We start from the raw sequence: 17,290 nt of genomic DNA on the forward strand, positions 1-17,290 counted from the left end.
TTCAGCAACCATGGCTTGAGCTTGAACTTTACCGTTCAAAGCCAAGGTGCAGGCACCAGCAGCGGACAAAATCATAAATTGGCGACGACTATTTTTCATACGTTCTCCAGAGGGTGTAATAGGACAAAGATTGCATCTGAGAGGATCATAGAGCAGATCAAATTACTCGACTATAGGCAATATAAGTAACTGATTTAAATGGCTATTTTGTTGAGAATTGTTCTCAAATTGAATTTTCCGCTAATAACTAATGCCAGCCCTTGAGATTCATGCAAGAAATACGTTGCTTGATGTGGGCTCCAGATCCAGCCTCAGGGTAAGCTTGAGCACAATCTAATGCATCTCGCTGAAAAGTAGCCTTGTTATTTTTAGCAGGATTGCTGTTGACATCGGGATACAGAGAACACCCCACCAAAAACCCCAAGGCAGTTACAGGTAAAAGCCAGCTTAATTTAGAAAGTGTCATGTTCTGGCGCTGAGCTACCTTTTATCCAGCAGCGATAAAAACTCTCTACGCAAATTGGAATCTTTTAAGAAAGCACCGCGCATCACGCTATTGACCATCTTGGAGTCGCGATCTTTAACACCGCGCCACTGCATGCAGAAATGATCCGCATCCATCACGATGGCAACGCCAATAGGTTTGATCTTTTTCTCGAGCATATCTGCTAATTCCACCACTGCCTCTTCCTGAATCTGTGGACGGCACATCACCCACTCAGTCAAGCGTGAGTACTTTGATAAACCAATGAGCGCGGATTCTTTACTTGGCAACACCCCAATCCAAATGCGACCCATGATGGGGCAAAGATGATGAGAGCAGGCACTACGCACTGTAATTGGACCAATAATCATCAACTCATTCAAGCGACTGACATTGGGAAACTTAGTCAGCGTTGGCTGCTCAATATAGCGACCATTGAATACTTCCTTTACAAACATCTTGGCCACACGTTGGCTGGTATTTTTAGTATTGTGGTCGCTCTCCGTATCAATAACCAAGCTCTCAAGAACGGCTTGCATCTTTTCTGCAACCTCATCTACCAAGCCCTCTAACTCACCTGGCTGAATGAATTTAGAGATATTGTCATTTGCATGAAAGCGTGCTTTTTGCGCCTCGATACGCCGACGAATCACTACAGACAATGGTGTGCCAGCATCAGTCTTTTTCGGAGTAGCGTTCTTAGTGGTTTTCTTTGCGGGGATTACGTTCGCCACTTTTTTAACAGAAGCCTTGCTAGCTGTCTTTGTAGGGATTTTTTTGCTTGCCATAAATATTGATGTCTCGAAGTTTTTATATTACTTTTTAAATTTTTCAGATCTGAAATAAGATTGCTACAACGCAAGCCAAGCCAGCAAGCCAAACGATTGATCGAGTCGTTGGCCAATTGGCTACATAACAAATAAGGTAGGCAATGCGTGCCGACACAAATCCAATTGCTAACAGATCAACTCTGTGTTGTGGAGCGTTAGCTATAGATGCAATGATCACGGCAGCGAAAAAGAATGGGAGGGATTCGAAAAGATTGGCTTGCGCTGCGTTGGCACGCGCCCGGAAACCCGTCTGTTTGGCTAACCATTGACGAGGAGATGCATTGTCATAGCCCTCAAAACCTTTTTTAGCAATCCCGGCCGCCACATAAGGAAATAAACCCATAAACAGTACACACCAATAAGCAATAGTCATGACTGTCCTTTTTTCTTAGAACCAATGCGACTTTCTTTGCCATTCATGAGATTACAAATATTGCTACGATGGCGCCAGATCAACAGCAGACAAACTACCAGCAGCGCAATGCCCATCGGTTGAAAACCAAACAAGAAAACAAAATAGATCGGTCCAAATACTGCGGCCGCTAAGGCAGCCAAAGAGGAGTAACGCATGAACCCCGCTACGATGATCCAGGTTCCTAAAGTTGCTGCGCCCAAAATCCAGTTGATGCCAAACAAAATTCCGCAGGCAGTCGCAACACCCTTGCCGCCCTTAAAGCCATGAAACACTGGAAACAAGTGGCCCAAGAAAACCGCAACCACCACTCCACATAACAACCAAGAATGGAGTGTTGACGTTAAGGACTCATCGCCCAACAGGATGCGGGCCAGCATCACCGCAAAATATCCCTTCAGCGCATCCCCGATCAATGTGAGGACGGCTGCTAGCTTATTACCTGTTCGCAGAACATTGGTTGCGCCTGGATTACCAGAGCCATAAGAATGCGGGTCAGGCAAACGCATGCACTTACTCACCACTACCGCAAATGAGATAGAGCCAATCAGGTAGGCAATCGGAATCAGCAATAGATCTAAGGTTAAATTCATGGTGATATCTTAAACACTTATTGCACGGTTGATGACTGCTGTAGCCAATATATCTCTAACTGCCTCTAGGATGGTGTTGCTGATGAATCGACTTCAGACGCTCTCTAGCTACGTGGGTGTAAATCTGGGTGGTAGAGATGTCAGCATGACCTAAAAGGAGTTGCACCACCCTTAGATCTGCCCCATGGTTGAGCAAATGGGTAGCAAAAGCATGGCGCAAGGTATGTGGAGATAAGGCAACCGGAATATTGGCAATCGTGGCATACCGCTTTATCAACGCCCAGAAGGCCTGACGAGTTAGACCTGTACCAGTATGACGCCCGACAAATACGGCATCTGAAGTCTTACCCTCTAGTAAGGGTGTTCTACCCTCTGCCAAATAACGTCGTAACCACTGCCCTGCTTCTCCACCAAATGGCACTAAACGCTCCTTGCCGCCTTTGCCGTTGACAATTCTGACAATGCCCTCATTTAAGCCCAGCGCCACCGTCTTTAAAGAAACGATTTCTGAAACCCGTAAGCCGCTGGCATACATTAATTCCAGCATGGTGCGATCGCGTAAACCTAGTGGTGTCTCTACATCTGGAGCATTCAGTAAAGCCGTTACTTGATCTTCACTCAGGGTCTTAGGAAAACGTAAAGCTTGTTTAGCGGCACGCAAGCCAATACAAGGATCGCTTTTCACTAAATTGATTCGTAAAGCGTGACGGTAAAAACGCTTGAATACCGTAAGCCTACGATTGGCCGTAGTCGCCTTATCAGCACGACGGTGGGCGATATAAGCCGTCAGATCTTTTTCGGTAACACTGTAGAGATCAATGCCAGAATCTTTTTGAAGCCACTGAGCTAAGAGCAATAGATCTCGGCGATAGGCAGACAAACTGTTTTGTGCCAAGCCATCTTCTAACCAACAAGCATCACAGAAGCGCTCAATGGCTTCTTGGCTTGCTGGTGAAATCGATGGGGTCGAACCCAAGTCAGGAATCATGATTAAAGCTTGCCTTAGTCTTCCTGGCGCTTCAAGTCGCGATAGAAATTCTCATGCGGGCCAAAGGTCAAGAGCTTCACACTCTCTTCATCTAAGATCCGATACGCAAGTAAGCATTGCTGCTGAGAAAGTCGAAACTTAAAAACTTGAACCCCCAATAAATCTCCAACCTTGACCTCGCCAACAGAGGGGTCTGAGCTAATGACTCTAAGCGCGTTATCTAATTCAGTTTTTTGTTGTGGGTGTAATTTTTTAATTGCCCTAACAAACGAAGCAGTAAGAAGTAAGCGCATCAACTCAATACGTATTCACCAATAATCGGCTCTTGATCCGCAATCAAAATCTCACGGATCATTGAAAACGGTAGGTCTGGATTTTCTTGGGCAACTCTACCGATCTGAGACCAGTACTCAATCTGCTTGGGTACTGAACGATGCTCAATTTGCCCATACGCCTTGGCCTGTTCAACCAAATTTTCAGATAATTTAACGTTTATCGACATACTTACCCCCTTAGGATGATCCCATTATAGACCAATAGGTTCCTAAAAGGAACTTTTTATGGCCACATCCAGGGATGATAGTTTTTGATATCAACCCCAGGCCTTTGAAAAATCAAAGTAATAGAGGCTTTCGCAGCTTTCCTAAAAGGCAGGTTCAACCGTCTCACTTGCAAACTGAGGGATGAGTTTGCAAGTGCCCAACCTGGACTTAATCACGGAAATTGTTGAAACCTAATGGCGCCTCAGTAACTTCTTTCTTGAGTAAAGCCATGGTTTCTTGCAAGTCATCACGCTTAGCACCAGTAACCCGCACTGCGTCACCTTGGATGCTGGCCTGTACTTTAACCTTACTATCTTTGATGATGCGCACCACTTTTTTAGCGAGCTCTGAAGTAATGCCCTTCTGGATCTTCATGGTCTGCTTGCGCTTATCACTGCCAATCGTTTCTGTTTTGTCGTCCTTGAGATAACGCACATCCACGTTGCGCTTAGCCATCTTACTAATCAAGACATCACGAACTTGGCCTAATTTGAAATCATCATCGCCAAAGAGGATGAGAGTCTCATCTTTTTGCTCTACACGGCTATCAGAGCCTTTGAAATCAAAGCGGTTGGTAATCTCTTTATTAGATTGCTCGACTGCGTTTTTCAACTCAATCATGTCTGGCTCGCAAACTACGTCAAATGTTGGCATATCAACTCCTTAGGTCGTATCTTGGTAATCTTGTTGGGCACTTTGCCGAGGCAAATGCGATTGCGAATAAGATTGTGGCATGAACTCCGCACAAAATGCGCCTCTCTCGCCAAAATTGACTCCCAATATGGGGCTCAAACACCGCAATACCTTTGGCTTTGAGGTTTATGCGGAGCTAGCCTATGAAATTACTGCCGCAGAACAACTCCCCGCTCTAGTTGCAGATATTCAGGGGAAAAACTTGTCTTGGCGAGTTCTAGGCGGAGGTAGCAACGTCATCCTTCCAAGCAGCCTGCCTGGAGTAACCCTGCTAATGAATATTCCTGGACAGGAAATCCTGCGGGTTGATGAGGGCAACACCTTCATTGCCGTAGGTGCAGGGGTCAATTGGCATGAACTCGTAGCCTGGACATTGGAACAAAATGTACCTGGCCTAGAAAACCTCGCACTTATTCCAGGAACAGTGGGCGCAGCACCAATACAAAATATTGGGGCCTATGGAGTGGAAGTTGCTGACTATATCGATAACATCGAAGCTTTCGATACTGGGGCCCATGCCTTTGTCACTCTGCCCAAAGACGCATGCCACTTTGCCTATCGCGATAGCTACTTTAAGCAACATCCCCAACAATATATCGTGACAAAGGTCGTTTTTAAAATCCCCAAAGCTTGGATAGCACGCATTCACTATGCCGATCTAGCAAAACAATTTATCGATAGTAAAAATAAAGAAAGTGTCAGCGCTCAGAATATCTTCAAAGCGGTCTGTGCAATCCGTACTCATAAATTGCCAGACCCCAAAGTCATTGGTAACGCGGGAAGCTTTTTCCAAAACCCGGTAGTAGCAAACGCAAAGTTTGAAAACCTACGAAAGCAGTTTCCAGAGATTGTTTCTTATCCAGATCAGACGGGTATGCGTAAGCTCGCTGCTGGCTGGCTAATCGATCAGTGCGGGTTTAAAGGTAAAACCATGGGACCTGTCGGCGTTTATCAAAACCAAGCCTTGGTGCTAGTCAATCATGGCGGCGGCACAGCTAAAGATATTCTGGCTCTGGCCCAATCTATTCAAGACAAAGTACAAGATGTATTTGGCGTTGAGCTAGAGATTGAACCCAATATTTTCTAGTCTTTTTTAAAGGCCATCCCCCTAACCCTTTATTCCTTAAAGGGTAATTTGCTTCTCGATAATAGAACTTAGTCAGCAATTTAATTGCTTAATGAATTTTATTCGCCTAGAAAAAACACAACAGATGAAAAAATGGCTTGAAGAACGAGGGGCAAGCTTTCAAGTCGGAAAAGGATCTCATTTAAAAGTGTTTTTAGGTGGCCGGCAATCAACACTACCAATGCATGGCACATCAGAGCTAGGCAAAGGCCTTGAAGCTGTCATTAAACGCCAACTAGGATTGAAATAAGGAGGGGATATGTTTAAGTACCCAGCAACACTCAGTAAAGATGGTCGAAATATTTTGGTTACATTTAAAGACGTGCCAGAAGCTATTACATTTGGAAAAAATGAAGATGAAGCTCTACTGAACGCAGTAGATGCGCTTGAAACTGGGCTATCGTTTTATGTAGACGCTCGAAAGGGGTTGCCCAAGCCCAGTAGAATCAAGAAGGGTCAAAAATTTGTCTCACCATCTGCACTTGAATGCGCAAAACTGGGGGTTTATCAGGCGATGTTTGATCAAGGCATCAAAAAATCTGAACTAGCCCGTCGACTTGGCTGGCACATGCCTCAGATTGATCGATTGTTTGACTTAAAACACTCTTCAAGATTTGATCAAATTGAAGCTGCAGCAAAAGTATTGGGACGTCATATCGAAGTTACTGTAGCAGCTTAATATTTCATTATGGGGACTGGGCTGGCCCCAATGTCGGCGCCTTCGTTGGCGCAGCTAGCCCGACAAAGATTACCATCCCGTCGCCACCGGGATTAGGGTCGCTTGATATAGCATCGATGTAAGCACTTGGCTTCCAGTTATTAGCAGCCCAAATATTTCCTGCCATGTCAGCATTGACTGATGTCAGTCGCATTAAAGGCAAGAAGGATGGTGCACCACCAGATCCATACAAAGGCGCGCCAGAGTTTAATAAGACCTGACTACCAGCCGATGGAAGTGAATAGCCACTGCTCGGAGAAATGGGATCCCCCATTGCAAGCCCAACAGGACAATTGCCGGTTGCCCCACACAATTGCACGACGCTATAACGAGTACTTGGTGAAGCTGAGCCAAAGTTAGCAATCCAAGGATTGCCCTTGGCATCAATCGAGACACCCCATGGCCCATTAATAGCCTGACCTGTATAAGTGCCAATAATTGCACCACTGGAGTTAATTGCATAAACAGTGGAAGCCTCACCATCAACTACCCATGCATTGCCTAGAGAATCGACCGCAATACCCTTGGGGCGGCTATTACTCAGAGCAACAGTATTGTTATACCCAGGCAGATTGACTGTGAATACATTTGAAATCACGCCATTAATCATCTGCAGCTTTGCAAGCTTACCAGTACCTCTATAAGTTACCCAGGCAGTTCCGTCTGGAGCGATAGCCATGCCAAACGGTTGAGAAACACCATTGGAATAAGTGGCAACACTACTAGAATCGCCGTTGCGATAAACCACTACTTGGTTATTGCCATAACTAGCCATCCACACGTTATTGGATTGATCTACCGCTATACCTTGCACCTGCAAAAGACTGCTGGTGTAACCCGTGGATGGAGAAATAGGAACGCCACGAGAAGAAAGTTTAGTGACGCTTCCAATGCTTGGTATGTTGTTTCCCCAACCAAAGTTACCCGACCAAATATTACCCAAGGTATCAATGGCTATTCCGAAACCCGAACCTAAGATGCCACCACCCGTAATGGGTGAAAGTGGCGTATTAGCCAAGCCTGTAGAGGGCTTACCGTTTGGTTGCAGCACCATCAAGCAATTGGACGAGTTAGGCGTACCCTGAATGACATTGTTATTAATCCAAGCGTAACCATTGGCATCAAATGCCACATTGGCAGGACCGCCAAAAGGACAATTGGAATTACCGCTGTTATTGACCTTCACAGCCATCGTCCAAGCATCCAGCTTTTCACGTGCAACACTTGAACTCGGGCCCTGATCTAAGGTCAACGCCGGGGAATAAGCATTGGTGGCATTCACCAAATTAAAAATAGCACTGACATTATTAGCAGGATTGCGTGCAATATTGAAGACTGCTTGCAAGGTATTGCTTGGGATTGCCGCGTTGGATGCGGGCGTTGCAGCAAACAAAGCGGTGCAGGCATTATTCAAACCTTGAGTACAAGCACCCAATTTATTTGCGAGTGAGCCAAGCGCACTCCAAGTATTAGTCTCATAAGCATTAGGTGATGTTTGAATCACCACCGAAGCAGACCCAGACTCTGCAGCCACCAGATTCTCAGCCATACCCGCAGCAATGCTTAATGGGATTGCAGAACCTGTTATCGACAAATCACTTTGTAAAAATTGGGCGAACGCATAAGCTGTAGCTACTGTCGTTAAGTCATTAATCTTGACGGCACTCAAAGGTCCGCTCCCCAAACTTGCTATCAACTGAATGTTGGATGACATAGTTGCCACGGCGTAGTACAAAGCTGGATTGCTGCTGGTATTGGTGGTGCTGACCGGCACCTTAGCTGTAAAGTTTCCAGAGCCATCTGTCGTAGCCTGCACTAACAATTTAGGCGCGCCCGTTTGTGCCTGGTATATCGATACTGTTGCACCCGCTATCGCGACCGCAGGCGCACTTCCGCCCGAGCTTACTGTGCCATTGACAACGACAGTATTGGGGGTGGAGCTATCAGAACAGGAGCTAAGCACAACAATGCTGAGGATCGCAGCCACTAGCAAGTAAAAAGTTCTCAATTTGGTCATGGCTTGTTTGTACAGAAAAAGTATCAAAACATCAAATGAAATATAGCCAAACAATTTCATTTGAAAATAATCCTAATTATTTTGGGCCTTTATGCTAATAGCAATTTATTGCAATTTGCAATATCATACTTATATGAGAGTTATCACCAATCGTCGCCTAGTAGAGTTTTCCACTAAACATCGTGATTCAAGTGAACCCCTTCAGGCGTGGCGAAAACTCATGGAATTTGGCTTTTTTAAGAACTTCTCAGAGGTAAAAACGGTTTTTAACTCGGTTGATCAGGTTAGAGACTTATATGTATTCAATATATGCGGCAATAAGTACCGTCTAGTGGCATTCCTACAGTTTGAAAGGCAGCTCTGCTACATCAAGGCTGTGTTGACCCACAAAGACTATGACAAAGATGGGTGGAAAAAATGAACTTAAATGACTTACAAAAAGCTTGGGAAGCGTTATCGAAAACTGTTGATCTCAGCCCCATTCACTCTGAAAAACAATATCAAAAAATGGTTGGGCTTGCGGACATGTTGACCGATGTGATTGGCGCCTCTAAGAAGCATCCTCTATTAGACCTACTTGAGATTGCCAGTGAATTAATACGAGCTTATGACTTAGAGTATTACGATGTTCCGGATGCAAAACCTCAAGCACTGCTGTCATTTTTAATGAAACAACATCAACTTAAACAATCTGATTTACCTGAGGTAGGAAATCAAAGTGTTGTTTCACAAATTCTTTCTGGAACGCGTCAACTCAATGTGCGACAAATTAATTCTTTGGCAAAGCGCTTCAAGATTCCGGCTGGGGTATTTTTTGAGCGTGCTTATTAAGCAGATTGATCAATCTTAAGCTTAGAAAACTCCACCTCTACCTGACCTTCTGCCAAGCGCACCTGGAAGGCCTCTTTGGTATTGAGCTCACTGGGCTTGCGCACAGCATGCATCCCCTGTGCTTCCTTGCTCAAAATAACTGCATAGCCACGCTCTAGCGTTCTTTGTGGGTTAAGCATCTCTAGTTGGGATTGGTAGTGACCTTGATTGCGCTTCCAAGCTTCCATTCTGACAAGCCAAGCCTGATTGAGTCGTTGTTGCCAGCTATTCATTTGCTCGCGCATGCGATCAGGATTGGGCAAGGCATGACTCAATCTGAGTGCTAGTTGATCCAAGGTTTGCGCTTCGCGTTCAACGCGTTGATTCACTCTTTGTAAAAGCGCTTGCATGATGGCATCTAACTCTTGCAGCATTTGATCGCGACGTGGTGCAGCCAACTCTGCTGCTCCAGTAGGCGTAGGTGCACGCAAGTCGGCAACAAAGTCGGCAATCGTCACATCGGTTTCATGACCAACGCCACTCACAATGGGGATTGGTGATTGCGAGATAGCGTATGCCAACTGCTCATCATTGAACGCCCAAAGATCCTCAATACTTCCCCCACCCCGAACCAGCAAAATGACATCGACCGCATTTTCTTTTTCAGCTGCTTTAAGGGCAGAAATAATTCCAGTTGGAGCTTCAGGTCCCTGCACTAGCGTTGGGTAAATCACAATCGGAATATGTGGCGCTCTTCTAGCTAAGGTACTGAGTACATCTTTTAAGGCAGCCGCTTGAGGTGATGTGATGATGCCAATCGCCCTAGGATGACTAGGGATCTCACGCTTGCGGTCCGAATCAAAAAGACCCTCTTTTGCTAGTTTGGCTTTCAGTTTGAGGAAGGCCTCATAAAGACCACCCACACCAGCTCGACGCATACTTTGCACCGTCAGCTGAATATCGCCACGCGGTACGTAAAACCCGAGATTGGCGGCGACCTCTACCAAATCTCCCGATTGCGGCATAAAGCCAACCTGGCCATTACGACCTCGGAACATGACGCAACGGATCTGGCCTTCCTCATCCTTCAAAGAGAAGTACCAGTGCCCGCTGTCATAAGCCTTGAAATTGGAAATCTCCCCGCTGACCCAAACGGTATCGAAGCGCTCCTCCAAGGAGCTTGCAATGGCACGGTTTAGATCGCCAACACTGAGGATTTCTCTTGATATTTCCGACATTTTTTCTCTTTTTCTACACAAGCATCAGGCCTGGCGGTCAATAAATATCCACAGAAGCCTATTTGCTCTAGGTCTAAGCCCTTTAAGTAAGTAATTACTGACCCAATACGTCTCATAAAACCAAAAGATAGCCCCTATCTAATTGATTTATAACACAAATTATTACACTCCATGTTGAGACAATGAAGTCAAAATGAATGGGCTTCACCATCAATCAAGGACTTACAAAGCGTTCTATAAAAAGTTTTGCACAGAGTTATCCACAGGCTCGCTTTCAGAAACTCAGTTTTTAATTCAGCTAAAGTACTGAGCATATGTACTCAATCTTACTGTCTGCTGGTTGGCCCATCTGGCCCCTTCTCATCATCTCCATTATTGGACTTGCCATCGCAATCGAACGGGCCTGGTATCTACGCCAAATTCATCTATTTCCCAAAGACAGCCTAGAAAGGGTGTTTGGGGTGGCAAATGCCATTTCTCAGCAAAAAGCGGTTTCTGAAGCAGAAATTGGCGCTATTGGCCAACTCTCTCCAATAACCCCTCTATTTACCTGCATCCTTCGCGAAAAAGTCGCAGGTAGTCCTGCTGATTGCGCACTAGAAGAGCTGCAAGCGAGCGCCCAATCCACCTGGTTCAAGCTGGATCGCTACTTGGGCGCCCTAGCCACCATCGCCACTGTTGCCCCCTTGCTGGGGCTGTTTGGCACAGTCGTAGGCATGATTGAAATCTTTGGTAGTCAAGGTGTCGGTAGCCCTCAACAACTAGCGCATGGCATTTCTATTGCCTTGTACAACACCGCCTTTGGATTGCTCATTGCCATTCCCGCTTTAGCTGCATGGCGTGGTCTACGCGCTATGGCCAATCAACGCCAGCATGAGTGCGAAGAATTTACTCGTCAATTATTTAAAAAACTCTATCCACATTCTGCGGATACAAAATGAGTTGGTTAGAAAATAAGCTTCAATATCGAGGCCAATTTTCACTGGGGATACGTTCAGCTCCGGTAGAGCCCGAAATTAATCTCATTCCCTTTATTGATGTGCTGCTGGTGGTGCTGATCTTTCTAATGATCTCCACCACATTTACCCGCTACCAAGAATTAGCCATCACCCTACCTACTGCGAATGGCTCAGCAAGTCAATCGGAGGTGAAGCAAATTCATATTGCAGTCAGTCGTGATGGGCGCTTTGCTATTAATGGCAAAGTAACTAACCGAAGTCAATTGAGCAATAACCTTAATACACTCAACCAAGACAATGCCATCCAAGTCAATATCGATGCGGATGCTAAAGCTCCCCACCAGGCAGTCATGAGCGCTTTAGAGGCAGCGCGTGATGCTAACCTATCTAATATTGTGTTTAGCAGTCAGACCAAGAAGAAATAATTCAACACACCAGAAACATTGAGCCCAACGAGTCGCCTTTAATGTCATCGTCAAAAAAATCTTCTTTCTTCAATAAAGCCCCCCGGTTTTGGGAAAGACGCGGACCAACAAGTCTGGTGCTTTGGCCGTTATCTAAGGTGTACGGTTGGGTAAACCAAGTCTTAGATCTGCTCAATGAGTTCAATTTAGGCAGGCGCAAACCACAAGTAGTACCCATCATCATTGTTGGCAATATCCGCGTGGGCGGTACTGGCAAGACGCCGATTGTCATTGCATTGGCAGAGCGACTCGCGCGTATGGGTTGGAAGCCTGGAATTATTAGTAGAGGTTATGGCGCTACTGCATCAAGCCGACCCCGCCAAGTCAATAGTGATTCCAATCCTGGGGAAGTTGGCGATGAACCTGTATTAATTGCAAAGCGCACAGATAACCAGTTTCCGATTTGGGTTCACCCCAAACGAACCCTTAGCATTGAGTCTTTGCTAAAACAGGATCCCTCGGTGAACGTCATCATCAGTGATGATGGCTTACAGCATCGAAGCTTGCTACGCTGGCCTGCTCGCGAAGGGGGTCGTGATATTGAATTTGTAGTGCGTGATCAACGAGGCGAAGGCAATGGCTTCTTGCTGCCTGCCGGCCCATTACGTGAGCCTGCATCACGCGAGCGAGATGCCACTTTAATAACTGGGGCTATATCGCCTTCCAATCACATTGATGAATATTTTTTAGGGCGACGTGCTTTCACGCTAAGTAGTCAACTGGGCACGCCCTATCAACTAAATCATCCAAGTAATACACAGTCCTTATCCTCCATTGCAGACGCCTATCTTCCAAACAAGATTACTGCTGTAGCTGCAATTGGTAATCCACAACGCTTTTTTGATGATTTACTAAAACAGGGGATTGCAGGTAAATGCATTAGTTTGGCTGATCACGCAAGCTACACCCCAGAATTTTTCTCTAATATCAATGCCGAGTGCATCCTGATTACAGAGAAGGATGCCGTAAAATGTACCTCAATTCAGGATGAACGCATTTGGGTAGTTCCAATGCATTTAGAGATTCCCAATACATTGGCAGAATGGCTGCAATCGATCTTGCAAAGACCCGATCCAAATCAATACACTTTATAAGAAATAGCAAAGAGCAAACATGGATAAGCGTTTATTAGAGATTTTGGTCTGCCCTTTGTGCAAAAGCACTTTGCACTTGGATGCAGAAAAACATGAGCTCATCTGTAAAGCAGATCGCTTGGCCTACCCCATTCGTAATGACATTCCTGTCATGATTGTTGATGAAGCACGCAGTCTTTCTGCTGATGAAATCAATTAAGTATTAATCAGGTGAAATCCAGCTCATGAGCGTTAAGCCTCCCGAATTTTTGGTAGTGATTCCTGCAAGACTGGGATCTACTCGCTTGCCGCGTAAGCCGCTGGTCGATATTGGTGGCAAGCCGATGGTGATCCGTGTGGCTGAGCGTGCGCAGCAATCCAATGCCCACAGCGTAGTTGTCGCAACCGACTCAACAGAAATTCAAGCAGCGTGTGATGAACATCGTATCGAGTGTTTGTTAACTAGTGCAGATCATCCTACCGGTACGGATAGGATTGCAGAGGTAGCTCAACTATTAAAACTGCCAGCAGATACTTTGATTGTGAACGTGCAAGGTGATGAGCCCCTCATTCCTCCAGAATTAATCAATCAGGTTGCTCAAACTTTGGCCGACAATGCCGCATGTGCGATTTCGACTGTAGCCGTACCCATTGTTGATGCTGCAGAAATTACTAACCCCAATGTAGTCAAAGTAGTCCTCAACCGCTCTAATGAGGCGCTCTACTTCTCTAGAGCCACCATTCCGTTTGTACGCGACCTAGACATAACTTCCAATGTGGTCTATTTACGTCATTTAGGTATCTACGCCTATCGCGCTGACTTTCTGCAGGCCTATAGCCGCCTTGAGCCAGCACCTCCAGAGCAAGCAGAGGCCTTGGAGCAGCTCCGCGCCCTCTGGAATGGCTATCGTATTGCCGTCCACACTGCCAGCAAGGCTCCGCCAGCTGGAATTGACACAACCGAAGACCTTGAGCGGGTACGGCGCATCTTGGCCAACTAGCCCAGAATCTGGTTGCCCTGAGATTCTCGGGGATAATCCTAGGAATTGGTTACAAAGGATCCCGAAAAAATACGGGACAATGAGGGTCTTCTAAGGGGAAAACAATGCGGTTAATTCTGCTCGGTGCACCAGGTGCTGGCAAAGGCACACAAGCTCAGTTTATTTGCGAAAAATTTGCAATTCCACAAATCTCAACGGGCGATATGCTGCGCGCTGCTGTTAAGGCTGGAACTGAACTCGGCATTGCTGCTAAAAAAATCATGGATGCCGGCGGCCTTGTTTCCGACGACATCATCATTGGCTTAGTAAAAGATCGCTTAACTCAACCTGATTGCAGCAAGGGTTACTTGTTTGACGGTTTCCCAAGGACCATCCCCCAAGCACAAGCCATGAAAGATGCTGGCGTACCAATCGATTACGTTTTAGAAATCGATGTCCCGTTTGATGCCATCATCGATCGTATGAGTGGTCGCCGTGTTCACCCTGCCTCAGGTCGTACTTATCACGTCACCTTCAACCCACCAAAAGTGGAAGGTAAAGATGACCTTACTGGTGAAGCCTTGATTCAGCGTGATGACGATAAAGAAGAAACTGTTCGCAAGCGTTTGCAGGTATACAACGATCAGACTCGTCCACTGGTGGAGTACTACTCAACTTGGGCAACGCAAAGTAACGCAGCTGACAAAGTAAAGGCTCCGGCCTATCGCAAGGTCAGTGGCACCGGTAGTGTTGATGACATTACTGCTTCTATTTTTGCAGTATTGAAATAACTTTCATTTTTACCAGTTCAAGGGGCTGCTTTTGCAGCCCCTTTTTCTTTGTCAGGAAAAGGGGTATTATTTAACTAACGTACTTAGTGGTATAGTTTTTTATGACCAAAAAACGTACCTTCAAGACAAAAACTTTTAGTAAGTGGATGCGAAAATCTGACTTAAAAGATGAAGATCTGCTCTTCGCAGTTGCGGAAATGGAGGCAGGCCTCGTTGATGCAGATCTTGGAGGAAATGTATTTAAGAAAAGAATTGCCCTGCCAGGTATGGGTAAGAGAGCGGGGGCAAGAACGCTGGTAGCTGGAAAAATTTTTAGGAGATGGTTTTTTATTTTTGGCTTCTTAAAAAATGAAAAAGATAACATCAATGATGATGAGCTGGTTCATTTGCAAGGTGCAGCAAAAAGACTGCTACACCTAACGGATAAAGATATCGAAGAAGCAATCCTTGCTGGAGAACTAAGGGAGTTAACAGATAATGCTTAATAAAACAAAAAGTCGAATTATTGAAGAGATGACGGATACCGTAAAGGGCCTTCATAAGGCTGGTGTCATTACTAAAAAAAGCATGGAAGAATTCGAGGCTTTGCGGCATCTAGAAGTAAAACCAATGACGGCCAAGCGGATTAAGCAACTTCGGAGTAAAACCCATTTAAGTCAGGCTGTTTTTGCCTTGGCAATCAATACCAGTCTATCCACAATACAGAAATGGGAGGCAGGAGATAAAAAGCCTAGCGGAACATCTTTAAAGCTTTTATCCTTAATCGAGAGAAAAGGATTAGAAGTTATTTTGTAAGGGGAATTACTTCAACTCTTTGAGTGCACTCTCGAAAGATTCAATATCTGCAAAGCTTCTATAGACTGAGGCGAAGCGAATGTAAGCCACTTTGTCCAGGCGCTTGAGCTCACGCATCACCAACTCACCAACGCGCTCACTGGGGATTTCTTTTTCGCCTAAGCTGAGTAACTTTTCTTCAATGCGTGCAATGGACTCATCAACCGAGTCTGAAGAGACTGGGCGCTTGCGTAAGGCCAACTTAATTGAGCTAGCCAGCTTGTCATGACTGTAGTCAACACGACTACCGTTCTTCTTAACGATTGCCGGCAACACCAGCTCTACACGTTCATAGGTAGTAAATCGTTTATCGCATTTTGCACAACGGCGACGACGGCGAATCGTATCGCCCTCATCCGATACCCGGGTATCTAAAACCTGGGTATCGTCGTTGTGGCAGAAAGGGCAGCGCAATGAGAGCTTTCTTTAGCCGTAAACTGGAAAACGCTTGGTCAACTCAGCAACTTGCGCACGAACCTTGGCAATATTGTCAGCATCATTTGGGTTGTCCAAAACGTCTGCAATGAAATTACCAACTTGACGTGCTTCTGCTTCTTTAAAGCCACGCGTTGTCATTGCTGGTGAACCCAAACGAATACCACTCGTTACCATTGGTTTTTCTGGATCGTTTGGAATGCCATTCTTGTTGCAAGTAATGTGCGCTTCGCCCAATACACGCTCAGCTTCTTTACCGGTCATTTTCTTGGCACGCAAGTCCACCAACATCACGTGAGAGTCTGTGCCGCCAGAAACAATGCGCAGGCCGCGAGCAATTAATGTCTCTGCTAAGGCTTTGGCGTTAGCAACGACCTGCTTTTGATAATCAATAAAGCCAGACTCTTGCGCTTCTTTAAACGCTGCCGCCTTACCAGCAATCACGTGCATCAAAGGACCGCCTTGTAGGCCAGGGAATACCGCAGAGTTAATTGCTTTCTCGTGCTCAGCTTTCATCAAGATGATGCCGCCGCGAGGACCACGCAAACTCTTGTGCGTTGTGGAGGTCACAATGTCAGCATGTGGCACTGGGTTTGGATAAACGCCTGCAGCCACCAAGCCCGCGTAGTGAGCCATGTCCACCATGAAAATCGCGCCCACTTCTTTTGCTAATTTACCGATGCGCTCGAAATCAATCTTCCTGGAATAAGCAGAGGCGCCAGCAATAATCAATTTTGGTTTGTGCTCACGAGCCAAGCGCTCCATCTGCTCGTAGTCAATTTCTTCATTTTTATCTAAGCCGTAAGCAATTGGGTTAAACCACTTACCACTCATATTGAGAGCCATACCGTGAGTCAGGTGGCCACCTTCAGCCAAGCTCATACCCATGAATGTGTCGCCCGGCTTCAAGAAAGCCAAGAACACCGCTTGGTTAGCAGAGGCGCCGCAATGAGGTTGTACGTTAGCTGCTTCAGCACCGAACAAGGCCTTAACGCGATCAATCGCCAATTGCTCAGCGACGTCGACAAACTCGCAACCGCCGTAATAACGCTTACCTGGATAACCTTCAGCGTACTTATTGGTCAACTGAGAGCCCTGTGCCTGCATTACTGCTGGCGAGGTGTAGTTCTCAGAGGCGATCAGCTCAATATGGTCTTCCTGACGCTTATTCTCATTCTGAATCGCTGCCCACAATTCGGGGTCAGTTTTAGCTAAGGTGTTTTGGCGGTCAAACATGGTCATAATCCTGATGAAGTTGTATTGCTGAGTGAATTAACTTAGTAAAATCAACCTACATCATACA

25 protein-coding genes are annotated in these 17,290 nt (G+C 45.9%); 13 read left to right on the forward strand and 12 right to left on the reverse strand.

Annotated elements, in window-relative coordinates; all coding sequences use genetic code 11:
• Positions 1–247: 247 nt before the first annotated feature.
• From B7Y67_RS04445 to B7Y67_RS04480, 8 genes are all read right to left on the reverse strand, one after another.
• On the reverse strand, positions 248–466 hold the full coding sequence (locus B7Y67_RS04445; protein WP_293597557.1) for a hypothetical protein: 219 nt from the start codon (positions 464–466) through the stop codon (positions 248–250).
• 14 nt (positions 467–480) lie between these two features.
• Positions 481–1,272 (reverse strand): GTP cyclohydrolase I, encoded by a 792-nt coding sequence (gene folE / locus B7Y67_RS04450; protein ID WP_293597558.1) that lies wholly within the window; start codon positions 1,270–1,272, stop codon positions 481–483.
• A gap of 43 nt (positions 1,273–1,315) precedes the next feature.
• Positions 1,316–1,687, reverse strand: coding sequence for an MAPEG family protein (locus B7Y67_RS04455; RefSeq protein ID WP_293597559.1), 372 nt, complete (start codon positions 1,685–1,687; stop codon positions 1,316–1,318).
• A complete protein-coding gene (gene plsY / locus B7Y67_RS04460) occupies positions 1,684–2,319 on the reverse strand; it encodes a glycerol-3-phosphate 1-O-acyltransferase PlsY (protein WP_293597560.1) in 636 nt (211 codons plus the stop codon). Before plsY ends, B7Y67_RS04455 begins: the two co-directional genes overlap by 4 nt.
• Before the next feature lie 55 nt (positions 2,320–2,374).
• A complete protein-coding gene (xerD, locus tag B7Y67_RS04465; protein ID WP_293597561.1) occupies positions 2,375–3,307 on the reverse strand; it encodes a site-specific tyrosine recombinase XerD in 933 nt (310 codons plus the stop codon).
• A 14-nt stretch (positions 3,308–3,321) separates the two neighbouring features.
• The gene (locus B7Y67_RS04470; protein ID WP_293597562.1) at positions 3,322–3,600 is read right to left on the reverse strand and encodes a type II toxin-antitoxin system RelE/ParE family toxin; all 279 of its coding nucleotides are present in this window, start codon (positions 3,598–3,600) and stop codon (positions 3,322–3,324) included.
• Positions 3,600–3,809: a hypothetical protein gene (locus tag B7Y67_RS04475; protein WP_293597563.1), complete on the reverse strand. Its 210-nt coding sequence runs from the start codon at positions 3,807–3,809 to the stop codon at positions 3,600–3,602. Before B7Y67_RS04475 ends, B7Y67_RS04470 begins: the two co-directional genes overlap by 1 nt.
• Before the next feature lie 208 nt (positions 3,810–4,017).
• Complete coding sequence (locus tag B7Y67_RS04480) at positions 4,018–4,503, reverse strand: YajQ family cyclic di-GMP-binding protein (RefSeq protein ID WP_293597564.1); 486 nt, start codon at positions 4,501–4,503, stop codon at positions 4,018–4,020.
• A 79-nt stretch (positions 4,504–4,582) separates the two neighbouring features.
• Here B7Y67_RS04480 and murB point away from each other — a divergent pair, with 79 nt between their 5' ends.
• The 3 genes from murB (at position 4,583) to B7Y67_RS04495 (ending at position 6,347) form a co-directional block, all read left to right on the forward strand.
• A complete protein-coding gene (murB, locus tag B7Y67_RS04485; protein ID WP_293597565.1) occupies positions 4,583–5,629 on the forward strand; it encodes a UDP-N-acetylmuramate dehydrogenase in 1,047 nt (348 codons plus the stop codon).
• Positions 5,630–5,720: 91 nt separating this feature from the next.
• Positions 5,721–5,918: a type II toxin-antitoxin system HicA family toxin gene (locus tag B7Y67_RS04490; RefSeq protein WP_293597566.1), complete on the forward strand. Its 198-nt coding sequence runs from the start codon at positions 5,721–5,723 to the stop codon at positions 5,916–5,918.
• A 9-nt stretch (positions 5,919–5,927) separates the two neighbouring features.
• Entirely contained in the window at positions 5,928–6,347 is a 420-nt protein-coding gene (locus B7Y67_RS04495) for a type II toxin-antitoxin system HicB family antitoxin (RefSeq protein WP_293597567.1), read from the forward strand.
• Between the two features lie 7 nt (positions 6,348–6,354).
• Here the strand turns inward: B7Y67_RS04495 and B7Y67_RS04500 are convergent, their stop codons facing one another.
• On the reverse strand, positions 6,355–8,403 hold the full coding sequence (locus B7Y67_RS04500) for a hypothetical protein (protein WP_293597568.1): 2,049 nt from the start codon (positions 8,401–8,403) through the stop codon (positions 6,355–6,357).
• 133 nt (positions 8,404–8,536) lie between these two features.
• On the opposite strand from B7Y67_RS04500, the gene B7Y67_RS04505 reads away from it, so the two are divergent.
• A complete protein-coding gene (locus tag B7Y67_RS04505; RefSeq protein ID WP_293597569.1) occupies positions 8,537–8,824 on the forward strand; it encodes a type II toxin-antitoxin system HigB family toxin in 288 nt (95 codons plus the stop codon).
• Positions 8,821–9,234, forward strand: a complete 414-nt coding sequence (locus B7Y67_RS04510; RefSeq protein WP_293597570.1) for a transcriptional regulator — start codon at positions 8,821–8,823, stop codon at positions 9,232–9,234. The genes B7Y67_RS04505 and B7Y67_RS04510 overlap by 4 nt, the downstream gene beginning before the upstream one ends.
• Here B7Y67_RS04510 and xseA read toward each other — a convergent pair.
• Entirely contained in the window at positions 9,231–10,451 is a 1,221-nt protein-coding gene (gene xseA / locus B7Y67_RS04515) for an exodeoxyribonuclease VII large subunit (RefSeq protein ID WP_293597571.1), read from the reverse strand. The two genes, B7Y67_RS04510 and xseA, sit on opposite strands and share 4 nt — an antisense overlap.
• A gap of 314 nt (positions 10,452–10,765) precedes the next feature.
• Here xseA and B7Y67_RS04520 point away from each other — a divergent pair, with 314 nt between their 5' ends.
• The 8 genes from B7Y67_RS04520 (at position 10,766) to B7Y67_RS04555 (ending at position 15,513) form a co-directional block, all read left to right on the forward strand.
• Positions 10,766–11,392 carry a MotA/TolQ/ExbB proton channel family protein gene (locus B7Y67_RS04520; protein WP_293597572.1) on the forward strand — a complete coding sequence of 209 codons (627 nt, stop codon included), beginning with the start codon at positions 10,766–10,768 and terminating at the stop codon, positions 11,390–11,392.
• Positions 11,389–11,835, forward strand: a complete 447-nt coding sequence (locus B7Y67_RS04525; protein WP_293597573.1) for a biopolymer transporter ExbD — start codon at positions 11,389–11,391, stop codon at positions 11,833–11,835. Before B7Y67_RS04520 ends, B7Y67_RS04525 begins: the two co-directional genes overlap by 4 nt.
• A 41-nt stretch (positions 11,836–11,876) precedes the next feature.
• Complete coding sequence (gene lpxK / locus B7Y67_RS04530) at positions 11,877–12,968, forward strand: tetraacyldisaccharide 4'-kinase (RefSeq protein ID WP_293597574.1); 1,092 nt, start codon at positions 11,877–11,879, stop codon at positions 12,966–12,968.
• 19 nt (positions 12,969–12,987) lie between these two features.
• A complete protein-coding gene (locus tag B7Y67_RS04535; protein WP_216178914.1) occupies positions 12,988–13,167 on the forward strand; it encodes a Trm112 family protein in 180 nt (59 codons plus the stop codon).
• A gap of 25 nt (positions 13,168–13,192) precedes the next feature.
• Entirely contained in the window at positions 13,193–13,948 is a 756-nt protein-coding gene (gene kdsB, locus B7Y67_RS04540) for a 3-deoxy-manno-octulosonate cytidylyltransferase (RefSeq protein ID WP_293597575.1), read from the forward strand.
• 104 nt (positions 13,949–14,052) lie between these two features.
• Positions 14,053–14,718 carry an adenylate kinase gene (gene adk / locus B7Y67_RS04545; protein ID WP_293597576.1) on the forward strand — a complete coding sequence of 222 codons (666 nt, stop codon included), beginning with the start codon at positions 14,053–14,055 and terminating at the stop codon, positions 14,716–14,718.
• 101 nt (positions 14,719–14,819) lie between these two features.
• Positions 14,820–15,203, forward strand: coding sequence for a type II toxin-antitoxin system RelE/ParE family toxin (locus B7Y67_RS04550; protein ID WP_293597577.1), 384 nt, complete (start codon positions 14,820–14,822; stop codon positions 15,201–15,203).
• A complete protein-coding gene (locus B7Y67_RS04555; RefSeq protein WP_293597578.1) occupies positions 15,196–15,513 on the forward strand; it encodes a helix-turn-helix domain-containing protein in 318 nt (105 codons plus the stop codon). Before B7Y67_RS04550 ends, B7Y67_RS04555 begins: the two co-directional genes overlap by 8 nt.
• A 6-nt stretch (positions 15,514–15,519) precedes the next feature.
• Here the strand turns inward: B7Y67_RS04555 and nrdR are convergent, their stop codons facing one another.
• Both nrdR and glyA read right to left on the reverse strand, forming a co-directional pair.
• Positions 15,520–15,966, reverse strand: a complete 447-nt coding sequence (gene nrdR, locus B7Y67_RS04560; protein ID WP_216273499.1) for a transcriptional regulator NrdR — start codon at positions 15,964–15,966, stop codon at positions 15,520–15,522.
• 12 nt (positions 15,967–15,978) lie between these two features.
• Positions 15,979–17,223, reverse strand: a complete 1,245-nt coding sequence (glyA, locus tag B7Y67_RS04565) for a serine hydroxymethyltransferase (protein ID WP_293597579.1) — start codon at positions 17,221–17,223, stop codon at positions 15,979–15,981.
• Positions 17,224–17,290: the final 67 nt, after the last annotated feature.

The organism is Polynucleobacter sp. 35-46-11 (assembly GCF_002281105.1).

Bases quoted from the DNA above. Each gene is read 5' to 3' on its own strand.
- B7Y67_RS04445 (WP_293597557.1), bottom strand. From the start codon at position 466: ATGACACTTTCTAAATTAAGCTGGCTTTTACCTGTAACTGCCTTGGGG.
- folE (WP_293597558.1), bottom strand. From the start codon at position 1,272: ATGGCAAGCAAAAAAATCCCTACAAAGACAGCTAGCAAGGCTTCTGTT.
- B7Y67_RS04455 (WP_293597559.1), bottom strand. From the start codon at position 1,687: ATGACTATTGCTTATTGGTGTGTACTGTTTATGGGTTTATTTCCTTAT.
- plsY (WP_293597560.1), bottom strand. From the start codon at position 2,319: ATGAATTTAACCTTAGATCTATTGCTGATTCCGATTGCCTACCTGATT.
- xerD (WP_293597561.1), bottom strand. From the start codon at position 3,307: ATGATTCCTGACTTGGGTTCGACCCCATCGATTTCACCAGCAAGCCAA.
- B7Y67_RS04470 (WP_293597562.1), bottom strand. From the start codon at position 3,600: ATGCGCTTACTTCTTACTGCTTCGTTTGTTAGGGCAATTAAAAAATTA.
- B7Y67_RS04475 (WP_293597563.1), bottom strand. From the start codon at position 3,809: ATGTCGATAAACGTTAAATTATCTGAAAATTTGGTTGAACAGGCCAAG.
- B7Y67_RS04480 (WP_293597564.1), bottom strand. From the start codon at position 4,503: ATGCCAACATTTGACGTAGTTTGCGAGCCAGACATGATTGAGTTGAAA.
- murB (WP_293597565.1), top strand. From the start codon at position 4,583: ATGAACTCCGCACAAAATGCGCCTCTCTCGCCAAAATTGACTCCCAAT.
- B7Y67_RS04490 (WP_293597566.1), top strand. From the start codon at position 5,721: ATGAATTTTATTCGCCTAGAAAAAACACAACAGATGAAAAAATGGCTT.
- B7Y67_RS04495 (WP_293597567.1), top strand. From the start codon at position 5,928: ATGTTTAAGTACCCAGCAACACTCAGTAAAGATGGTCGAAATATTTTG.
- B7Y67_RS04500 (WP_293597568.1), bottom strand. From the start codon at position 8,403: ATGACCAAATTGAGAACTTTTTACTTGCTAGTGGCTGCGATCCTCAGC.
- B7Y67_RS04505 (WP_293597569.1), top strand. From the start codon at position 8,537: ATGAGAGTTATCACCAATCGTCGCCTAGTAGAGTTTTCCACTAAACAT.
- B7Y67_RS04510 (WP_293597570.1), top strand. From the start codon at position 8,821: ATGAACTTAAATGACTTACAAAAAGCTTGGGAAGCGTTATCGAAAACT.
- xseA (WP_293597571.1), bottom strand. From the start codon at position 10,451: ATGTCGGAAATATCAAGAGAAATCCTCAGTGTTGGCGATCTAAACCGT.
- B7Y67_RS04520 (WP_293597572.1), top strand. From the start codon at position 10,766: ATGTACTCAATCTTACTGTCTGCTGGTTGGCCCATCTGGCCCCTTCTC.
- B7Y67_RS04525 (WP_293597573.1), top strand. From the start codon at position 11,389: ATGAGTTGGTTAGAAAATAAGCTTCAATATCGAGGCCAATTTTCACTG.
- lpxK (WP_293597574.1), top strand. From the start codon at position 11,877: ATGTCATCGTCAAAAAAATCTTCTTTCTTCAATAAAGCCCCCCGGTTT.
- B7Y67_RS04535 (WP_216178914.1), top strand. From the start codon at position 12,988: ATGGATAAGCGTTTATTAGAGATTTTGGTCTGCCCTTTGTGCAAAAGC.
- kdsB (WP_293597575.1), top strand. From the start codon at position 13,193: ATGAGCGTTAAGCCTCCCGAATTTTTGGTAGTGATTCCTGCAAGACTG.
- adk (WP_293597576.1), top strand. From the start codon at position 14,053: ATGCGGTTAATTCTGCTCGGTGCACCAGGTGCTGGCAAAGGCACACAA.
- B7Y67_RS04550 (WP_293597577.1), top strand. From the start codon at position 14,820: ATGACCAAAAAACGTACCTTCAAGACAAAAACTTTTAGTAAGTGGATG.
- B7Y67_RS04555 (WP_293597578.1), top strand. From the start codon at position 15,196: ATGCTTAATAAAACAAAAAGTCGAATTATTGAAGAGATGACGGATACC.
- glyA (WP_293597579.1), bottom strand. From the start codon at position 17,223: ATGTTTGACCGCCAAAACACCTTAGCTAAAACTGACCCCGAATTGTGG.